The sequence below is a fragment of the Amycolatopsis jejuensis genome, from assembly GCF_000717335.1.
Taxonomy (GTDB): domain Bacteria; phylum Actinomycetota; class Actinomycetes; order Mycobacteriales; family Pseudonocardiaceae; genus Amycolatopsis; species Amycolatopsis jejuensis.
In genome coordinates this window covers 92,998-111,518 of the sequence record NZ_JNYZ01000024.1, presented here as the reverse complement: position 1 = coordinate 111,518, position 18,521 = coordinate 92,998, and the positions used below count along the sequence as shown (strand labels likewise).

Annotated in this window: 11 protein-coding genes; 8 read left to right on the top strand and 3 right to left on the bottom strand. The window is 68.6% G+C overall.

Features of this window, described 5'->3' with window-relative positions; genetic code table 11:
* Positions 1–8 precede the first annotated feature (8 nt).
* Both OO71_RS30550 and OO71_RS30545 read left to right on the top strand, forming a co-directional pair.
* Positions 9–1,424, top strand: a complete 1,416-nt coding sequence (locus tag OO71_RS30550; protein WP_033293408.1) for a family 2B encapsulin nanocompartment shell protein — start codon at positions 9–11, stop codon at positions 1,422–1,424.
* 5 nt (positions 1,425–1,429) lie between these two features.
* Positions 1,430–2,812 carry a family 2B encapsulin nanocompartment shell protein gene (locus OO71_RS30545; RefSeq protein WP_033293407.1) on the top strand — a complete coding sequence of 461 codons (1,383 nt, stop codon included), beginning with the start codon at positions 1,430–1,432 and terminating at the stop codon, positions 2,810–2,812.
* Positions 2,813–3,898: 1,086 nt separating this feature from the next.
* Here OO71_RS30545 and OO71_RS30540 read toward each other — a convergent pair.
* Positions 3,899–8,548 (bottom strand): ATP-dependent helicase, encoded by a 4,650-nt coding sequence (locus OO71_RS30540; RefSeq protein ID WP_425388713.1) that lies wholly within the window; start codon positions 8,546–8,548, stop codon positions 3,899–3,901.
* Positions 8,549–8,844: 296 nt separating this feature from the next.
* Between OO71_RS30540 and OO71_RS30535 the strand changes: the two genes are divergently transcribed.
* The 4 genes from OO71_RS30535 to OO71_RS30520 all read left to right on the top strand — a co-directional run bounded on the left by OO71_RS30535 (position 8,845) and on the right by OO71_RS30520 (position 13,697).
* Positions 8,845–10,659 (top strand): Hsp70 family protein, encoded by a 1,815-nt coding sequence (locus OO71_RS30535; protein WP_033293405.1) that lies wholly within the window; start codon positions 8,845–8,847, stop codon positions 10,657–10,659.
* Between the two features lie 34 nt (positions 10,660–10,693).
* The gene (locus OO71_RS30530) at positions 10,694–10,888 is read left to right on the top strand and encodes a DUF3046 domain-containing protein (RefSeq protein WP_033293404.1); all 195 of its coding nucleotides are present in this window, start codon (positions 10,694–10,696) and stop codon (positions 10,886–10,888) included.
* A 250-nt stretch (positions 10,889–11,138) separates the two neighbouring features.
* Positions 11,139–12,185, top strand: a complete 1,047-nt coding sequence (recA, locus tag OO71_RS30525; protein ID WP_033293403.1) for a recombinase RecA — start codon at positions 11,139–11,141, stop codon at positions 12,183–12,185.
* Between the two features lie 936 nt (positions 12,186–13,121).
* A complete protein-coding gene (locus OO71_RS30520; protein WP_051792467.1) occupies positions 13,122–13,697 on the top strand; it encodes a regulatory protein RecX in 576 nt (191 codons plus the stop codon).
* 60 nt (positions 13,698–13,757) lie between these two features.
* Here the strand turns inward: OO71_RS30520 and eda are convergent, their stop codons facing one another.
* Both eda and edd read right to left on the bottom strand, forming a co-directional pair.
* Positions 13,758–14,384 (bottom strand): bifunctional 4-hydroxy-2-oxoglutarate aldolase/2-dehydro-3-deoxy-phosphogluconate aldolase, encoded by a 627-nt coding sequence (gene eda / locus OO71_RS30515; protein WP_033293402.1) that lies wholly within the window; start codon positions 14,382–14,384, stop codon positions 13,758–13,760.
* Complete coding sequence (gene edd / locus OO71_RS30510; RefSeq protein ID WP_033293401.1) at positions 14,381–16,315, bottom strand: phosphogluconate dehydratase; 1,935 nt, start codon at positions 16,313–16,315, stop codon at positions 14,381–14,383. The genes eda and edd overlap by 4 nt, the downstream gene beginning before the upstream one ends.
* A 1,085-nt stretch (positions 16,316–17,400) precedes the next feature.
* On the opposite strand from edd, the gene OO71_RS30505 reads away from it, so the two are divergent.
* Entirely contained in the window at positions 17,401–17,688 is a 288-nt protein-coding gene (locus OO71_RS30505; RefSeq protein ID WP_033293400.1) for a hypothetical protein, read from the top strand.
* Positions 17,685–18,515 (top strand): hypothetical protein, encoded by an 831-nt coding sequence (locus OO71_RS30500; protein ID WP_033293399.1) that lies wholly within the window; start codon positions 17,685–17,687, stop codon positions 18,513–18,515. The genes OO71_RS30505 and OO71_RS30500 overlap by 4 nt, the downstream gene beginning before the upstream one ends.
* Positions 18,516–18,521 lie beyond the last annotated feature (6 nt).

The following is an 18,521-nucleotide window of genomic DNA, read 5'->3' as shown; positions in this document are numbered from 1 at the left end:
GTTTCGCTGTGACTGTCATCGATCCGGTCGACTCCGCGGACGTGGAGGACCAGGAACCGTTGAGCTTGGGGCGGGCCGCGGCCCGGCAGCTGGCGACGACGACGAAGTCCGTACCGCAGATGCAGGGCATCAGCTCGCGGTGGCTGCTGAAGGTGCTGCCGTGGGTCGAGGTGTCCGGTGGTACGTACCGGGTCAACCGCCGGCTCAGCTATACCGTCGGCGACGGGCGGGTCACGTTCAGCCGCAACGGGTCCGAGGTCCGGGTGATTCCGCCCGAGCTCGGGGAGCTCGCGCCGCTGCGCGGGTTCGACGAGGAGGAGGTCCTTGCCGAGCTGGCCGGGAGGTTCGAGCAACGCGAGGTCGAACCGGGCGACGTGCTGGCCGAGTTCGGCAGCCGGTCGGACCGGGTGTTCCTCATCGCGCACGGAAAAATCACCAAAGTCGGCCTCGGTGCGTACGGTGACGAAACCGCGCTCGGCACGCTCGCGGACGGCGACTACTTCGGCGAGAACGTTCTGACCACTGCGGACGAGATCTGGGAATTCACCGCCCGGGCAGTCACGTCGGCTACCGTGCTGAGCCTGTCACGGCAGGAGTTCGAAGGGGTCCTGAACCGTTCGGACGCGTTGCGCGCCCACCTGGACGCCTTCATCGCCGGCGGATCCTCGGCCCGCAACGAACACGGTGAAGCTGAAATCGCCCTCTCCGCCGGACACGACGGTGAGCCGGCCTTGCCCGGAACGTTCGTCGACTACGACACCGCGCCGCGCGAGTACGAGCTTTCCGTGGCGCAGACCGTGCTCCGGATCCACAGCCGGGTCGCCGATCTCTACAGCGAGCCGATGAACCAGACCGAACAGCAGTTGCGGCTCACCGTGGAGGCACTGCGGGAGCGGCAGGAACACGAGCTGGTCAACAACCCCGATTTCGGCTTGCTGCACAACGCCGATTTCGCCCAGCGGGTGCCGACCCGCACCGGCCCGCCCGGCCCGGACGACCTCGACGAGCTGCTTTCGCTGGTCTGGAAGGATCCCGGATTCTTCCTGGCGCACCCCAAAACGATCGCGGCGTTCGGACGGGAATGCAGCAAGGCAGGCATTTACCCGGGTTCCGCCGACCTCGGCGGGCACCAGGTGCCCGCCTGGCGCGGGGTGCCGATCCTGCCGTGCAACAAGATCCCGGTCACCGAAACCCGGACCAGCTCGATTCTGCTGATGCGGACCGGTGAACAGGACCAGGGCGTGGTCGGGCTGCATCAGACCGGGCTGCCCGACGAATACCAGCCCGGCCTGAACGTCCGGTTCATGGGGATCAGCGAACAGGCCATCCTTTCCTACCTGGTTTCGGCCTACTATTCCGCCGCCGTTCTCGTGCCCGATGCGCTCGCGGTGCTGGAGTCCGCCGAAATCGGCCGGGAAGGCTGATCGGAGTGACGACGACGGAGGAGCCGAGGCTTTCCCTCGGCGTCGCCGCGGCCCGGACCCTGGCCACCACCACCAAGTCTCAGCCGCAGATGCGCGGGATCACTCCGCGGTGGCTGCTGTCGCAACTGCCGTGGGTGGAGGTGCCCGGCGGAAGTTACCGGGTCAACCGGCGGCTCACGTACACCGTCGGCGACGGCAAGGTGAGCTTCTTCCACACCGGTGCGCGGGCGCAGGTGATCCCGGCCGAACTCACGGAGCTGGAACTGCTGCGCGGCTTCGATGACGAACCAGCTCTCGCCGCACTGGCCGACGCGTTCGAGCAACGTGAATACGAACCCGGCAGCACACTCGTCACCGCGGGCGACGCTCTCGACCTGCTCGTCCTCGTGGTGCACGGCAAGATCACCCGCCACGGCAAGGGCGAGTACGGCGCCGAAACCCACGAGGGCACAGCCACGGACGGCGACCACTTCGGCGCAGAGCTGCTGGCCCGCGACGACGCAGTCTGGACCTTCACCGCACGCGCCGCGACCCGGGTGGTCGCGCTGGTCCTGCCCCTGGCGACGTACACCCGGCTCAACGGACGCGCCGATTCCCTGCGCACGCACATCGCAAGCGCAGCGACCCGGCCCCGGAAACCGCAGAACCGCAAGGGCGAAGCCAGTATCGATTTGTCCGCCGGACACGACGGCGAGCCTGTTTTGTCAGGCACGTACGTCGACTACGAACCCGCGCCGCGCGAGTACGAGCTGTCCGTGGCGCAAACCGTGCTGCGGGTGCACAACCGGGTGACCGACCTGTACAACCATCCGATGGACCAGCTCGAGCAGCAACTGCGGCTCACCGTGGAAGCCCTGCGGGAACGACAGGAACACGAGCTGATCAACAACACCAACTTCGGCCTGCTGCACAACGCCGACCTCAAGAACCGGATCACGACGCGAACCGGCCCGCCGACGCCGTTCGACATGGACGAGCTGCTCTGCCGACGGCGCAAGACCCGGTTCTTCCTCGCCCACCCCCGGGCCATCGCCGCTTTCGGCCGCGAGTGCACGAAAACGGGCGTGTACCCGTCGCCCGTTCTCGTGGACGGCAAACGAGTACAGGCATGGCGAGGTGTGCCAGTCCTGCCTTGCGACAAAATCCCGATCACCGAGGCAGGCACGACGTCGATCCTCGCAATGCGCACCGGCGAAGACGATGCAGGCGTCATCGGCCTACGCCCGAAATCCCTGGCCGACGAGTACCGCCCAGGGCTGAACGTCCGCTTCATGGGAATCAGCGACCGTGCGGTCACCTCCTATCTGGTCAGCGCGTACCACTCGGCAGCGGTTCTGGTTCCGGATGCTTTGGGCATCCTTGACGATGTGGAGATCGCCCGCTCCTGACCTCCTTTGGTGAGCGGGGTTCGCCATGCAGGTGAGTGATGCACCTGCAAGCCATTGGGGCGCCGGGGATCGTTGGCGCACCTCTTGGTGGTGTCGGGGTGGGTGTTGGTTGGCGGTGGGTGTTGTGGGCGTCGGGCAGGGCCGCCGAGCCTGGGGCGTCGTGGGGGTCGTGGGCATCGGTCGGCTGCGGGTGTTGTGGGCTTCGGGCGGTGTCACCGCCCGGGGACGCCGGTGAGTGTTGGTCGGCGGTGGGCGTTGTGGATGTCAGGGAGCGTCGCAGCGCTCGGGGGTGTTGGTGAGTGCTGGTCAGCGGTGGGCGCTGTTGGACGTTCAGGGAGCGTCGCAGCGCTCGGGGATGTTCGTAAGTGTTGGTCGGCAGTGGGCATTGTGGACGTCCGGCAGCGTCGCCGCACCGCCGCACCGCCGCACCGCCGCACCGCCGCGCCGTGGGCGTCGGAGGAACGTTGCCACGCCCGGGCAGTGTCTGTCAGCGGCGGGTGTTGTGGGCGTCGGGCAGTTTCGCCGCACCGGCGCGAGCTGCAGGCGTCGAGCAGTGTCGCCGCACCGGCGGGCGTCGGGGGCGTTGTTGGGTGTCGGCCGCCAACGGGCACCCTAGGCACCAGGGAGCCTCGCCGCACCGGCGCTGCGGGCGCTGTTGGAGTGGCTCCGCCGCACCGACCTGCGCCGACGAATACCGACGAACACCCGACGAATACCGACGAACACCCGACGAACACCGGCAGGCACCGGCAGGCACTCGACGAACACCGGCAGGCACCGGCAGGCACCCGACGAACACCGGCAGGCACCGGCCAGGACGGTCTCGGGCGGTGCGGAGCCCGCCCAACCCCAACGCGCTCGGGTGTGAACCCGCGAGCCAGTGCGCCCTGGTGTGCCTACACCCGTTAAGGGCGCGAGCGGTCCACCTATCCGCATGCTCCATGCAAAGGCAAGCCCTGCCCGGTCCATCCAGCGCGCCGCCGGTTGGGTGCACGCCTCGCATAGCGGTCGCCCCGCCCAGAGCATTCACGCGCCCGCGGACACCAAGCCGCCAGCGGGTCCGCGCCGACGAGCATCCCACGCTTCTCAAGCTCTCAAACGAAGTCCCTTCGGCGTCGCGCGGAAGCCGGCTTCCCGCAGGATCTCGGCGAGCTCCGAGGTGAGGGCGGCCTCACCGTCGGCGCGCTGGACGGCCAACTGTCCCAGCCAGCCTTCCCGTACGGCGGTCGACAAGGCGGACGCAGCGGCCTGCAGTGAGCCACGCTCGTCGGTGAAGCTCAGCAGCGAACGGCCGCCCCGTTCGACGTACAGCGCCGGGGTTCCGTCGACCAGCACCGCCAGCGCTCCGGCTTTGCGTGCCGGGCGGTGTTTCGTGTCGCCCGTTGCCGCGGGCCACGGCAGGGCGGCCCCGTACGGTTGCGCGGGATCCGCTGCCGCCAGAACCACGGCACGAAGTCCGTCGCTCGCCGACGGGGTAGGTCCCGAGAGCGCGCGGAGCCGATCGACCGCGCCTTTCGCCGCGAACTGCGCGGCCCCGAGACCCTCGACGACGTACCCGCGGATGACCTGTCCGGTGTCCTCCATCCCACGCAGTACCTTGTAGATCCCGGAAAACCCGCCGGTGACCCGTTCGGTGTCGAGCGCACCCCGGGTGAGTACGCCGTGCCGTTCCAGGAACGCCTCCGTCCGGGCATGGGCGCGACGGGTCGGGTCGGCCTCACGGGGTGGAGTGAGTGCCCATCGACCGGCGGCGGTGGGCGGGCCGGTGCGTGACGGCATGGCCGGACGGCCGGCGCGCATCCGGGCGTACCGGCCGCGCGGCGTCTGCCGACGTGGCTTGTGCGCACCATGTCCCGCGACCTGCGCTCGCAGCGGCGCGAGCGTGTCGCCGGTGACCAGCCCGGCCCACGCCAAATCCCACAGTGCCGCCACCACGTCGCCGTCGTTCGGTGGTTGCTCCAGACCCGGCGTGACGCGATCGGCCAGTTGCCGGAAGAACAACGCACCCCCCTCCAACGCCGTGACAATCGCTTCGTGCAATGGCCCGGTCGGCGGATTTTCCTCGACCTCGGGTAGCAGGAGGTCCGCGACGTCGGACGGGGCGAGCGCCAGCCAGCCGTCCCCGCCCGCGAGCGCACCGCAGCCTGCCCAGGTGACCTCACCGGCGGTGGTGAGCTCGTCGAGCAACGCGGGGGAGTAGCCCGGCAACCGGCTCGGCAGGATCAGCGACTCCACCGCGCTCGCCGGAAGTGGCGCGCCTGCCAGCTGTTCCACCACCGACAGCACGTCGTCGGCCGAGGGAGCGGACCGCAGCCGTGCGCCGATTCCGTGCCAAGCGGGCAGGAACCGGCCCAGTGCTGCGGGTTCCACCGGCTCGACTTCCGCCCGCAGCCGAGCGAGCGAGGCTCGCCGCAACCGTCGTAGCACAGCCGAGTCACAGAACTCGACGCCCACCCCGTGGGTATCCGGATGCCCGACGGGACTCAGTTCGCCCCGTACCAGCCTGCCTTCACCGGTGAGCCGGTCGAGAACACCGGTGACCACGGCGGTGCCCAGCCCGAACCGCCCGGCTGCAGCCGTCGCGGTGAACGGACCACGGCTTCGCGCGTAGCGGCCCAGCAGATCGCCCAGCGGATCCGCCACGGGTTCGGTGAACGCCTCGGGAACCCCCACCGGCAGCGCGACGCCCAGCGCGTCACGTACTCGTCCGGCGTCCTCGATCGCCAGGTACCGTTCCTCGCCACCGATGCGGACCCGGATCGCTCGACGCGCCGATTCGAGTTCTGCCAGCCATTCCGCCTGGATCCCTCGTTCCGAGGCTTCCACAGTGGACAGATCGCCGAGGAACCGCAGCAGATCGGCAGCGTCCTCTGCCGACCGGGCATGCCGTTCCGGGTCGAGCCGCTGCAACGACCGCTCGACCTTGGCCACGGCCTCGGGGTCGAGCAGCTCACGGATCGCCTCCGTGCCGAGCAGTTCGGCCAGCAGCGCGGAATCGAGCGACAGCGCCGCCGCTCGCCGTTCGGCCAGCGGAGCGTCTGTCTCGTACAGGAACATTCCGACGTAGCCGAACAACAGGCTCCGTGCGAATGGCGACGCGGCCGGCGTCTCCACCTCGACCAGCCGGACCTTGCGCGCCCGCACGTCGGCCATCAGCTCCCGCAGCCCGCCGACGTCGTAAACGTCCTGCAGAACTTCGCGCATCGCCTCCAGCACCACCGGGAATCGTTCGTACTTCGACGCCACCGAGAGCAGTTGCGACGCGCGTTGCCGCTGCTGCCACAAGGGTGTGCGACGACGGGGATCTCGCCGTGGCAGCAGCAACGACCGTGCTGCGCACTCCCGGAATCGGGCGGCGAAAACCGCCGAACCGCCGACTTCCGCCACGATCAGCTGCTCGACCTCTTCCGGGTCGAGCAGGACGTCGTCGGAGCCGATGGTGACCTCGCCGCCGTCGGTGTCGAGTGCGTCGGGCAGCCGCAGCACGATGCCGTCGTCGGAGTGCGCCACCTGCGCGTCGACCCCGCGGTTTTCCCTCAGCCGCGCGGCAATCGCGAGCGCCCATGGCGCGTTCACCTGCGCGCCGAAGGGCGAGTGCACCACGATTCGCCAGTCGCCCAGCTCGTCGCGGTACCGTTCGAGCAGGATGGTGCGGTCGTTGGGGACATGCCGCGTCGCCGACTTCTGTTCTTCCAGATATGCCAGCAGATTATCGCACGCACGCTGGTCGAGCCCCGCCGCGGCAGCGCGGTCCCGTGCGGTCGCTGTGTCCGAAGTGGACAGTTCGCGGACGAACGCGCCCAGCGCCCGCCCCAGTTCGAGCGGCCGTCCCGCGGCATCGCCTTTCCAGAACGGCATCCGCGCGGGTTCGCCGGGGGCAGGCACCACGATCACCCGGTCGTGCGTGATGTCGGTGATCCGCCACGACGACGTGCCGAGCAGGATCGTGTCACCGACCCGCGACTCGTACACCATCTCCTCGTCGAACTCGCCGACGCGCGAGCCGGGTTTGCCCTCGTCTCCCGGCGTCATCACGGTGAACAGACCACGATCGGGAATCGTGCCACCGGAGGTGACCGCCAGTCGCTGCGAACCCGGCCGCCCACGCAGCTCACCGCCGACCCGGTCCCACGTGATCCGCGCCCGCAGCTCGCCGAACTCCTCACTCGGGTAGCGGCCGGCGAGCATGTCGAGCACCGCGTGCAGTGCATCGTCCGGCAACGAGCTGAACGGCGCCGCCCGCCGCACGAGCGTCGCCAATTCCGGGACTGTCCACGATTCGAGCGCCACCATCGCCACCACGTGCTGGGCCAGCACATCGAGCGGGTTGCGTGGATACCGCACGGCCTCGATCGCCCCGGACGCCATCCGTTCCGCGACCACCGCGCACGACACGAGATCGCCGCGGAACTTCGGGAACATCACCCCGGACGACACCGCACCGACCTGGTGCCCGGCGCGGCCGACGCGCTGCAGCCCGGACGCCACCGTTGGCGGCGCCTCTATCTGCACCACCAGGTCCACCGCGCCCATGTCGATGCCGAGTTCGAGCGACGACGTGGCCACCACGCACGGCAGCCGCCCGGACTTCAGTTCTTCTTCGACGTGGGTGCGCTGCTCGCGGGACATCGAACCGTGGTGCGCCCGCGCGATCACCGGCGCCGCACCCGTGGTGACGCCGGATTGCCCGACGGCCTCGGCCGGGAACGCGTCGGCCGGAGACAGCCCGGTGTGCTCGGTCGCGAGTTCGTTGAGCCGCGCGGTGAGCCGTTCGGTGAGCCGCCGCGAATTGCCGAACACGATGGTGGAGCGGTGTGCCCGGATCAGCTCCAGCACCCGTTCCTCGACCGCCGGCCAGATCGACGGCCGCTTCACCGCCGCTCCGGCGATCTCCTCCTGGGTGCCGATACCGCCCTCCGACGGCAGTTGCGACAGCGAGGTCAGGTCGTCGAGCCGCTCCATCGGCGAAGCGGCCGGGCCGTCGAGGTTCGCCATGTCCTCGACCGGCACCTCCACCCGTACCTCGATCGTCTTCGCGAGTTTCGGCTGGACCACGGTAACCGGCCGCCCGCCGGCGAGGAACGCACTGACTTCGTCGATCGGACGCACCGTGGCCGACAACCCGATCCGCTGGGCAGGCCGGGGCAGCAGCGCGTCGAGCCGTTCCAATGACAACGCCAGATGCGCGCCGCGTTTGCCGCCCGCGACCGCGTGCACCTCGTCGACGATGACCGTTTCGACACCCTTCAGCGACTCGCGCGCCGACGAGGTGAGGATGAGGAAGAGCGACTCGGGCGTGGTGACCAGCACGTCCGGCGGGGTCTTCCCGAACGACCGGCGTTCGGCCGCCGTGGTGTCGCCGGTGCGCATGCCGACCTCGATCTCCGGCACCGGCAGCCCGAGCCGGCGCGCGGCCTGCGAGATGCCGGCGAGCGGTGCGCGCAGGTTGCGCTGCACGTCGACCGCCAGCGCCTTCAGCGGTGAGACGTAGAGGATCCGGCACCGCTCGCGCGGGTTCGCCGGTGGTGGTTCCACCGACAGCCGGTCCAGCGCCCACAGGAACGCGGACAGCGTCTTGCCGGACCCGGTAGGCGCCACGACCAGGGCGTGCTGCCCGGCGTGTGCGGCCCGCCAGGCCCCTTCCTGCGCGGCCGTCGGGGCGGCGAAGGCTCCGGCGAACCAGGTGCTGGTCGCCGGGGAGAAGAGGTCGAGGACGTTGTTTGCCACGGGATCCATCATGCGCGGCACCCCCGACAATTTCCGCGGTCCGGCCGGGGTACTCCTCGCCGGATCCCCTCGTGTGGGTGACCAAACGGTTCGGGCCGGAGACGCCGAAAACAGCTATGACCAGCATGAACACGGTGATAGCGACGACTGTGCCGGGTTCCGGGAAGATCGTGAGAGCGGTCGTACCGGCGTTCCGGCGCCGCGCCGGTGTTACGTACGCCGCGTGTTTCGCGGGTCTGCACGCACGGTGACCGGCCACGTGGCAGCATTCCCGCCAGCGCTGCCTGAATCGAGGGGAAGTAACTGTGCGGATCCTGTCGGTGGACCTCGGGACGTCCAACACCGTTGCCGTCCTTTCCGCGCACGGCAGGCCGCCTCGCGTCGTGGAGGTGGACGGGTCGGCAAACATGCCGTCCGCCGTGTTCGCAGGCGAAGACGGCACGCTCATGGTCGGCCGTGACGCTGAACGCCGTGCGCGCCTTGATCCGACGCGCTTCGAACCCAACCCGAAACGGCGTATCGACGAGCAGACGCTGTTGCTTGGTACGGACGTCGTGCCTGTCAACGAAGCGCTCGCCGCCATCCTGCGCCGTGTACTCGAGGAGACCACGCGCCAGTTGGGTGGTGAGCAGCCGGACGAAGTGCGGCTGACGCATCCTGCGCAATGGGGTCCGGTACGCCGCAACGTACTGTTGACCGCCGCGCGACTCTCAGGCTTTCGCGGGAATGTAGTGCTCGTACCCGAACCTGTCGCGGCCGCCGCGCACTTCGCGTCCTTCCCCGGCCGCGCACTTGCTCCGGGACAGGCACTTGCTGTGTACGACCTGGGCGCGGGAACGTTCGACGTCGCTGTCGTCGGTGCGAACCAGAACGGGTACACAGTGCTCGCCGAAGACGGTCTGCCCGACCTTGGCGGCCTTGACGTCGACCAGGCATTGATGGTGCACGTCGGACGCGAGGTGTCGCATTCGGACCCACAGCGCTGGCAACGACTTCTTCGCCCTGAATCCACGGCAGACCGACGTACGCGACGCGCGCTCCAAGAAGACGTGAAGGCCGCGAAGGAAGCACTGTCGCGACATCCGCAGACAGAAGTGCCAATGCCGGAGCCCTTCAAGGACGTACTCGTCACGCGCGGCGAACTCGAAGGCCTGGTGCGTCCGGCGATGCTACGCAGTGTGGAGCTGTTGTCGCGGACGCTCCGCGCTGCCGGGCTCACGCCGGACCGTCTCGCCGGCATCTACCTCGTCGGAGGCTCGAGCCGATTGCCGCTGGTCGGGTCCATGATCGCGGAGAAACTCGGGGTCGTTCCATCGAGCCTCGACCAGCCGGAGACGGCTGTGGCGCTGGGCGCGCAGCATGTCGCGCGCGATGGACTGTCGATGCGTACGCAGAACGTCGAGGACCAGGTTGCTTCGGGCACGTACGCGCCACCTCCGCCCCCACAGAGCAACTACCCGGCGTACGCGCAGCAGCCTGCACCGTCGTATCCATCTGGGCCTGCGCCGTCCAATTTTCCGACGTACACGCCTATGCCACCGGCGAAGAAGAGCCGCAAGAAGCTGTGGATCGGGATCGCGGCAGCTGTGGTGGTTGTGCTCGCAGCGGGGCTGACCGTGTTCCTGACGACCGGCTCATCGGTGCCGACGTACGCCGCCGAGCAGTGCCGTACGCCAGGACAGGCGGACTCTTCCGGCCTGACGGACTGTATGCGACAGCTCGCCGGCAAGGTCGCCGACGCAGGCGGCTGTGCTCCCGGTACGGGCAATGGCCCGGCAGCGCCGGCGAGAAGCCTGGGTACGACGGCGACGTGCGCCGCGCCGGGGCGGGCGGGCACGCAGGTGACGTACGTGCAAGGGCAGTCGGCAGCGGAACTGAAGCAGTACACCGACGGACTGCTCACGTCCGCGGGCGGTGACCGCACCGAAGCGGACTGGAAGGGCAACGCTCTGCAAGGGCATTACTCAGCGGCTGCCGGACGATCGTCGGCGGTCCTCGTGTTCACAGTGCAGGACCGGCCGCTCGTCGGGTTCATCTATCAGGTGAATTCCGGCGGGCAGGCGACCACGCCGGGTGCACTGGCCGATTACTTCGAGCAGAACGTCCAGCCGGGGGAGTGATCCCAGCGAAGCCGGGAAAGCTAGCATTCGCCTGATGCGTATCACGGTGTTCCGACGGCTGATGGCCGAGGAGTTCGGGGCCGGCCGCGCCGAGGTGCTCGCCAAGGACCACGTGTTCAGCGGGCTCGGCGGGCGCACGGTCGAAGAAGCGCTGACCGCGGGGGTTTCGGCCAAGGAGATCTGGCGGGAAGTCTGCGTGGCCTTCGAAGTGCCGCCGGAACGGCGCTGACCTGGCAGTTCCCTGGCCCGGCGGTGGTCAAAGGGGGAAAACCCAGCGCATGGGCGTGTCGCTGCAAGCCTCGAACATCTGTTCGTCTATGGTGTTGTGCACAACGGGGCCAGCGATCCACAGATCGGTCGCCGCGCCTGGAATTGTCGGTCCCTCCCCGTAGCGTCGGACCGGACAGAGCTTGTTCCCCGGACAAGCTTGATCTGGACAACCGAACACACACAGGCCCCAACCAGCGAGGTGGACTTCCATGCCAGCAGCACCCGACAAGGACAAGGCGCTCGAGCTCGCCCTTGCGCAGATCGACAAGCAGTACGGCAAGGGCTCGGTGATGCGCCTCGGCGAGGAGGGCCGCGCGCCCATCGCCGTGATCCCCACCGGCGCGATCGCCCTCGACATCGCGCTCGGCATCGGCGGCCTGCCGCGCGGCCGGGTCGTCGAGGTCTACGGCCCGGAGTCCTCCGGTAAGACCACGGTCGCCCTGCACGCGGTGGCGAACGCACAGCGCAACGGTGGCATCGCGGCGTTCATCGACGCGGAGCACGCGCTGGACCCGGAGTACGCCAAGAAGCTCGGCGTCGACACCGACGCGCTGCTCGTCTCCCAGCCGGACACCGGTGAGCAGGCGCTGGAGATCGCGGACATGCTGATCCGCTCCGGTGCGCTCGACATCCTGGTCATCGACTCCGTGGCCGCGCTCGTGCCGCGGGCCGAGATCGAGGGCGAGATGGGTGACTCGCACGTCGGTCTCCAGGCCCGGCTGATGAGCCAGGCGCTGCGCAAGATGACCGGTGCGATGAACAACTCCGGCACCACCGCGATCTTCATCAACCAGCTGCGCGAGAAGATCGGCGTCATGTTCGGCTCCCCGGAAACCACCACCGGTGGCAAGGCGCTGAAGTTCTACGCCTCGGTCCGGCTCGACGTGCGCCGCATCGAAACGCTCAAGGACGGCGGCGAACCGGTCGGCAACCGCACCCGCGTCAAGGTCGTGAAGAACAAGATGGCCCCGCCCTTCAAGCAGGCCGAGTTCGACATCCTGTACGGCCAGGGCGTCTCCCGCGAGGGCTCGCTCATCGACATGGGTGTCGACCAGGGGATCCTGCGCAAGTCCGGTGCCTGGTACACCTACGAAGGCGACCAGCTCGGCCAGGGCAAGGAGAACGCGCGGAAGTTCCTGCGCGACAACCCGGACATCGCCAACGAGATCGAGAAGCGCATCAAGGAGAAGCTCGGCATCGGCCCGCAGGTCGACGCCGAGGCCGCCGAAGCAGTGCCCGCGCCGGTCGACTTCTGACCCGGGGAGGGGAGGGATCGGCTGGTTCCCTCCCCGGTGCTCGGCGGTTCCTTCGGCGGGTTACGCGGGCCGGTTGAGTCCGGCTTCCGGTGGCCGGTTCGGCTGGACGGCTGAGGTTCAGGGGGCCGGCCGGGCTTCGGGCGCCGGGTTCGGCAGACCTGGTGGGCTGCCGTCGGCAGGTTTGGCTGGCTGGGCTCCTGGCGGCGGGTCTGGCAGACCGGGTTCGGCAGACCGGGTTTGGCTGGCGTCGGGTTTGGCTGGCTGGGCTCCGAGCGGCAGGTTCGGGGCAGGCGGGTTTGGCCAGCCGGGGTTCGGGTTGGCCGGATTGGTCAACGTGAGATTCGCCAGGTCAGGTCGCCAGGCCAGGCACGGGTGTGGCAGACGGCGGGCTGGTCGGCTCGGACAGGGCTGCTCGTAGTGGGCCGGGTTCGGCCCATCTCCGGCGGTGGGCAGGGCTGTTTTGGCTCAGCTCCGGCAGGGTTCCCGGCGGGGCTGGGTAGGGCTGGTTTGGCCGAGCTCCGGCAGGGCTGCTGGCGGGGCTGGGTAGGGCTGGTTTGGCCCAGCTCAGGCAGGGCTGCTGGTGGGGTTGGGTAGGGCTGGTTTGGCCAGCTCTGGCAAGGCTGCTGGGAGCGGGCGGCTGGTTGACCGGGTCCTGGCACCAGGCCAGGTCGGGCGGCTGAGGTCCGGCTGCCGTCGTCGAGCTGGTCCGGCCGGTTCGGTTCGGCCGAGCCGAAGCGGCGGTTGCCCGGGCGCGGACGACCGGGTCGGTCAACCCCGGGGCCCAGTCGGCGGACCTCCAGCCCGGCGGGATTCGGGCTGGAGTCGGCCAGACTCGGGTTCGGTGAGCAGGGCCTGGTCGGCCACGACGTTCGGCCGAGCGGGCCAGGGTCCGGGAAGAACGCCCGGCGGACCGGGTGTCGAGGTGACGGCGCCGTGATGGGCGGTGCCGGGAGTGGGAGTGCAGTCGTGGCCAGGGTGCCGAAGGTCGAACCGGCGGAGTTGCCCCCGGAGGAACGCGCCAAAAAGGCCAAGGAGATCTGCTTCGATCTCCTCGCCGCCCGGCCGCGGGCAGCCGAGGAATTGCGGCAGACGTTGCAACGCAAGGGGTTCGACAGCGACACCATCGAAACTCTGCTCGGCAAGCTCGACCGGGCCGGGCTCGTCAACGACGCCGAGTTCGCCGAAATCTGGGTCCGCAACCGGCACGCCAACCAAGGGCTGTCTCGCAATGCGCTCGTTGCGGAGCTGCGCCGTAAAGGAATCGACGGTGAGGTCGCGGCGCAAGCCGCGGAAGAAGTCGACCGCGACGCCGAGGAGCAGCGGGCTCGGGAGTTGGTACGCAAACGCCTCGGGTCGCTCGGGAACGTCGATGAGCAGACCGCGATCCGCCGGCTGCTCGGTTTTCTTGCCAGAAAGGGGTACCCACAAGGTCTTGCGTACACAGTGATCCGTGACGAACTGCGTGAGTTCGGGGCGGAGTCCACGGTGCTCGACGACGCCGTCGTCGACTGAGCGCCGAGGCGGACGAAAGCCCGCCACGACTCGCCGAGACGAGCGGTGACGGGTCCGGAGTCAGCCGTGCAACGCAGCGGCCTCGGCGGCGAGCGTCTCGACAGCGGCGAAGTCCTTGGCTGCCAGCAGTTTCGGCGGCGTCAGCCACGACCCGCCGATGCAGCCGACGTTCGGCAGCGCCAAATAGGACGGCGCCGACGACACCGTGATGCCGCCTGTCGGGCAGAAGTGCAGCCGCGGCAGGGGTCCGGCGATCGACTTCAGGAACGCGGCGCCCCCGCTGGCCTCCGCCGGGAAGAACTTCAGCGCGGTCAGCCCCCGCTCGGCGAGCCGCATGGCCTCCGACACCGTGCTCGCGCCCGGCAAGAACGGCAGCCCGGTAGCGAAGGCGGCGTCCAGCACTGCGTCCGTACAGCCCGGCGTCACCAGGAACTTCGCGCCCGCCGCGGTTGCCTGCGCAGCATGCTCCGGCGACGTCACCGTGCCGGCGCCGACGACGATGTCCGGCACCTCGGTGGCCACGCGCTCGATCGCGGCCAGCGCGACCGGTGTCCGCAGCGTCAGCTCGATCACCCCGATCCCGCCGGCGTGCAGGGCGCGGGCCGTCGGCACCGCGTCGTCGACGTCGTCGATCACTACGACAGGCATCACAGGGGACAGAGCGAGCAGGTCCGAGCCGGTGGTCACTGACCGACCTCCTGGGTCTGGAGAGCGTACGAGGACGTACCCATTGTCCCGCGTCCGAATGGTGGAAAGCCCCGGGCGAGGTCCAGTTCCGGGGTGAGCGCTCCGAAGACGCTCGCGCCCTGGTCAGCCGGGCCGACTGCGCGGCGAAGAGCGCCGAACAGCTCGCGCCCGGTGCCGGTCCACTCGGCTTCCGACGGCGGTGCATCCACCAGCTCCCGCTGCGCCAGGTCCGCGACCAGCACGTCGAGGGACCCGGAGCGTGCGTCGAACCGGATCACGTCACCGTCGGCGATCCGGGCGATCGGCCCGCCCACCGCTGCTTCCGGCGTCACCTGGATCGCGGCCGGGATCTTGCCCGAGGCTCCCGACATCCGCCCGTCGGTGAGCAACGCGACCTGGAATCCCCGGTCCATCAACACTCCCAGCGCCGGCGTGAGCCCGTGCAGCTCCGGCATGCCATTCGCCTGCGGACCCTGCTGCCGCAGCACCACGACCACGTCCCGATCGAGTTCCCCGGCTTCGAACGCGACGCGGAACGCGTCCTGCGAGGTGAACACTCGCGCCGGAGCCTCGACCACTCGATGCTCCGGTGCCACCGCCGACACCTTCGTGACCGCGCGGCCGAGGTTGCCCGCCATCATCCGCAGCCCACCGTTGGGCGCGAAAGGACGCTTCGCCGGGCGCAACACCTCCTCGTCGAGACTGCGCGTGGGCACGTCCCGCCACACCAGTTCGCCGTCGGACAGAATTGGTTCCTGCGTGTACCGGCGCAGCCCGACGCCCGCCACGGTGTGCACGTCTTCATGCAGCAGCCCGGCGTCGAGGAGCGTGCCGACGAGGAACTGGATACCGCCGGCCGCGTGGAAATGATTGATGTCCGCACTGCCGTTCGGGTACACGCGCGCCAGCAGCGGAACGATTGCCGACAGATCCGAGAAATCGTCCCAGCTCAGCTGGATTCCGGCCGCCGCAGCGACCGCGACCAGGTGCATCGTGTGATTCGTCGACCCGCCGGTGGCCAGCAGCGACACAATGCCGTTCACGAACGCTTTCTCGTCCAGCACCTGCGAAATCGGCGTGTACTCCGCACCCCGCGAGAGCGCGACCACCCGCCGGCCCGCCTCCTCGGTGAGCGCCTGACGCAACGGCGTGTTCGGAGGCACGAAGCTCGCGCCCGGCAGGTGCAGGCCCATCACCTCGACCACCATCTGGTTCGAGTTCGCGGTGCCGTAGAACGTGCAGGTGCCGGCCGAGTGGTAGGACGCGGCTTCGGCGTCGAGCAAGTCTTCCCGCGTCGCGCGCCCCTCGGCGTACAGCTGGCGCACGCGCGCCTTGTCCTTGTTCGGCAGCCCCGAATTCATCGGCCCCGCAGGCACGAGCACGGCCGGCAGATGTCCGAACGACAGCGCACCGATCAGCAATCCGGGCACGATCTTGTCGCACACGCCCAGCAGCAGCGCCGCGTCGAACATGTCGTGGGACAGCGCGATCGCCGTCGCCATCGCGATCACCTCGCGACTGAACAGCGACAACTCCATGCCCGGACGCCCCTGCGTGACGCCGTCGCACATCGCGGGCACCCCTCCGGCGAACTGCGCGACACCGCCTGCCGCCCGGACTGATTTCTTCAGCCACGCCGGGTATTCCTGCATCGGTTGGTGCGCCGAGAGCAAATCGTTGTAAGAGGACACGATCGCTACGCCCGGCGCGCGCAGTTGCCGCAGCGCTTGCTTGTCGATGCCGTCCATGGCGGCGAAACCGTGCGCGAGGTTGCTGCAGGCGAGGCCCCGGCGGACCGGCCCTTCCTCGAAAGCGGCCGCACTGCGGGCGAGATACGCCGCTCGCGTCTCGGCGCTGCGCTCGACGATCCGGGCGGTGACCTCGGCGAGGACAGGGTGCACCGCGGCGGTCGGTTTCGGGCTGCTGCTCATCTCCGGCTCCCGGCTCACAAGTCGTGACGGGTTCGCGAGACGGCGTCACTGACGTCGCGGGAACGTGACGGCTACCACGGTAACCCGGAGGTCCTCACGAGACAAAATCGATTCAGAAACAAGGTGGAGTGAGCAAGGTCACGTCCCCTCGTGGAGGCGTGATCGGGAGTCGGCTCGAGTGTGGGCTGGGAAGGTTGTGTTCCAGGTCTGCAGACGGCCATGATCCTCGAAACGGATTTGATGCGCACTTTACGGGGCGCTCGGAGCGGGGTGCATTTCGGACGTCGAGGATCATTGTTGCGGGGCGGGTTTGCTCAAGGCTGGCGGCGAATTGAGGGCCGGGACAGCGAACTCTGTCGCCGGATTCTTCGCGGCGGAATTGCCACATTTTCCTGATGCGAGCGAACCGCGCATTCGATGCCGGTGTCATTGATTCTGGCGCAGATTTCTGATTGTCGGTGAAATGGCATTCCGGCCAGATCGGTCGACGATGCTGAGCTGGGACTGGTTAGCGATCGGCGCGAGGCTATGGGCGCAGCCCACTCAGCTCGAGCCCATTTCCTCGGCAGTGCGTAAATTGCCGGTATCATTCCTTGTAATTCCCAATCTTCCTGTTTTCTGAGCTGTGATATCGAGGTGAGTGGAAGGTCTGGCCGCGTGGCCGAAGAAAATGCCGCTGTGGTGATGAAATTTTTTACATCTTCTGAGCGCTGAAGCGGACCGAATTGCTGCCCTTTGAGGGCCCGGTGGCAAGTTCTCGCGGACATTCTGGCGAGCCCGCTCCGGCTTTGATCGAACGGTTCATTCCCAGTAGCATTGAGTGATTGGCCAAGAACTCTTCGTATATCCAAAGCCTTCGAGTAAGTCGTCGTTCGTGCACTAGGCGCCCACCGCGCCCGGTTTGACCTGCGCAGCTTGACGTTCCGAGCTCTCGGGCGCATCCCTGGCAGGCCCGCTCTCCAAGGTCAACAGGCAACACGCACGTCGGTGTGCTACTTGTCACAGTGCACGACGCGAGGCAGAGTCGTACCTGGCGACGTTGATCGTCACCCGAACTGCCGGCCCCACCACCAGGGAGGCTCCCGATGTCCACCACAGAGATCGCCGAACTGCGGCGCACCATCGGCCAGTTGCGGCAGTGCGTGGGCGCATTGCGCTCCCGCTACGGCGACGCGTCCGCGGTGCGCAGGCTGGCCAACGACGTCGAGCGGCTCGACATCGACACTGCCGACCTCGACGGGCACCCGCCCGCTGTGCCCGCCCAGCCGAAAGCCGTCGAACGCGTTCCTGTTCCGGATACCCCGTACGACCCGGCGCTGTGGAGCGGCGCCGACGACGAGGGTGTCGGTGGCTACAAGCGCGACCAGCGGTGAGCGCCCCCGCTGACAACGACGTCAGCCGCGCCCGCACCGGCGTACGAGCGCCGGGGCGGGCGTTGCTCGCCGCCCGGACGCTGCGCACCGACCGGTGGTGGCTGCAACCCCTGCTCACTGTGCTGGGGCTGGCCACCTTCATCGTCTACGCGACGGTCCGGTCGTTCGTGCGCACCGCCTACTGGGTGCCGGAATACCACTATCTGACGCCGTTCTACTCGCCCTGTGTGTCCACGTCGTGTGTCGAGGGTTCGAGCCACTTCGGGCACTGGTTCGGCGAGCTGCCGTCCTGGCTGCCGCTGGGTGTGCTCGTGCTGCCGTTCCTGCTCGGCTTCCGGCTCACCTGCTACTACTACCGCAAGGCCTACTACCGCTCGGTATGGTTCTCCCCGCCGGCGTGCGCGGTCGCCGAACCGCACGCGCGCTACACCGGCGAGACGCGGCTGCCGTTGATCATCCAGAACGTGCACCGTTACTTCTTCTACGTCGCTTGCATCGTCTCGCTCGTCAACACCTACGACGCGATCGTCGCCTTCCAAAGCCCCACCGGTTTCGGCTTCGGGCTGGGCAACGTCGTCCTCGTGGTCAACGTCGTGCTGCTGTGGGCGTACACGCTGTCGTGCCACTCGTGCCGGCACGTCACCGGCGGGCGGCTCAAGCACTTCTCGAAACATCCCGTCCGGTACTGGATCTGGACGCAGGTCACGAAACTCAACACCCGGCACATGACGCTCGCGTGGACCACGCTCGGCACGCTCGTGCTGACCGACCTCTACGTGATGCTCGTGGCCAGCGGTGCGATCGCGGATCCGCGATTCGTGGGCTGACTCCGG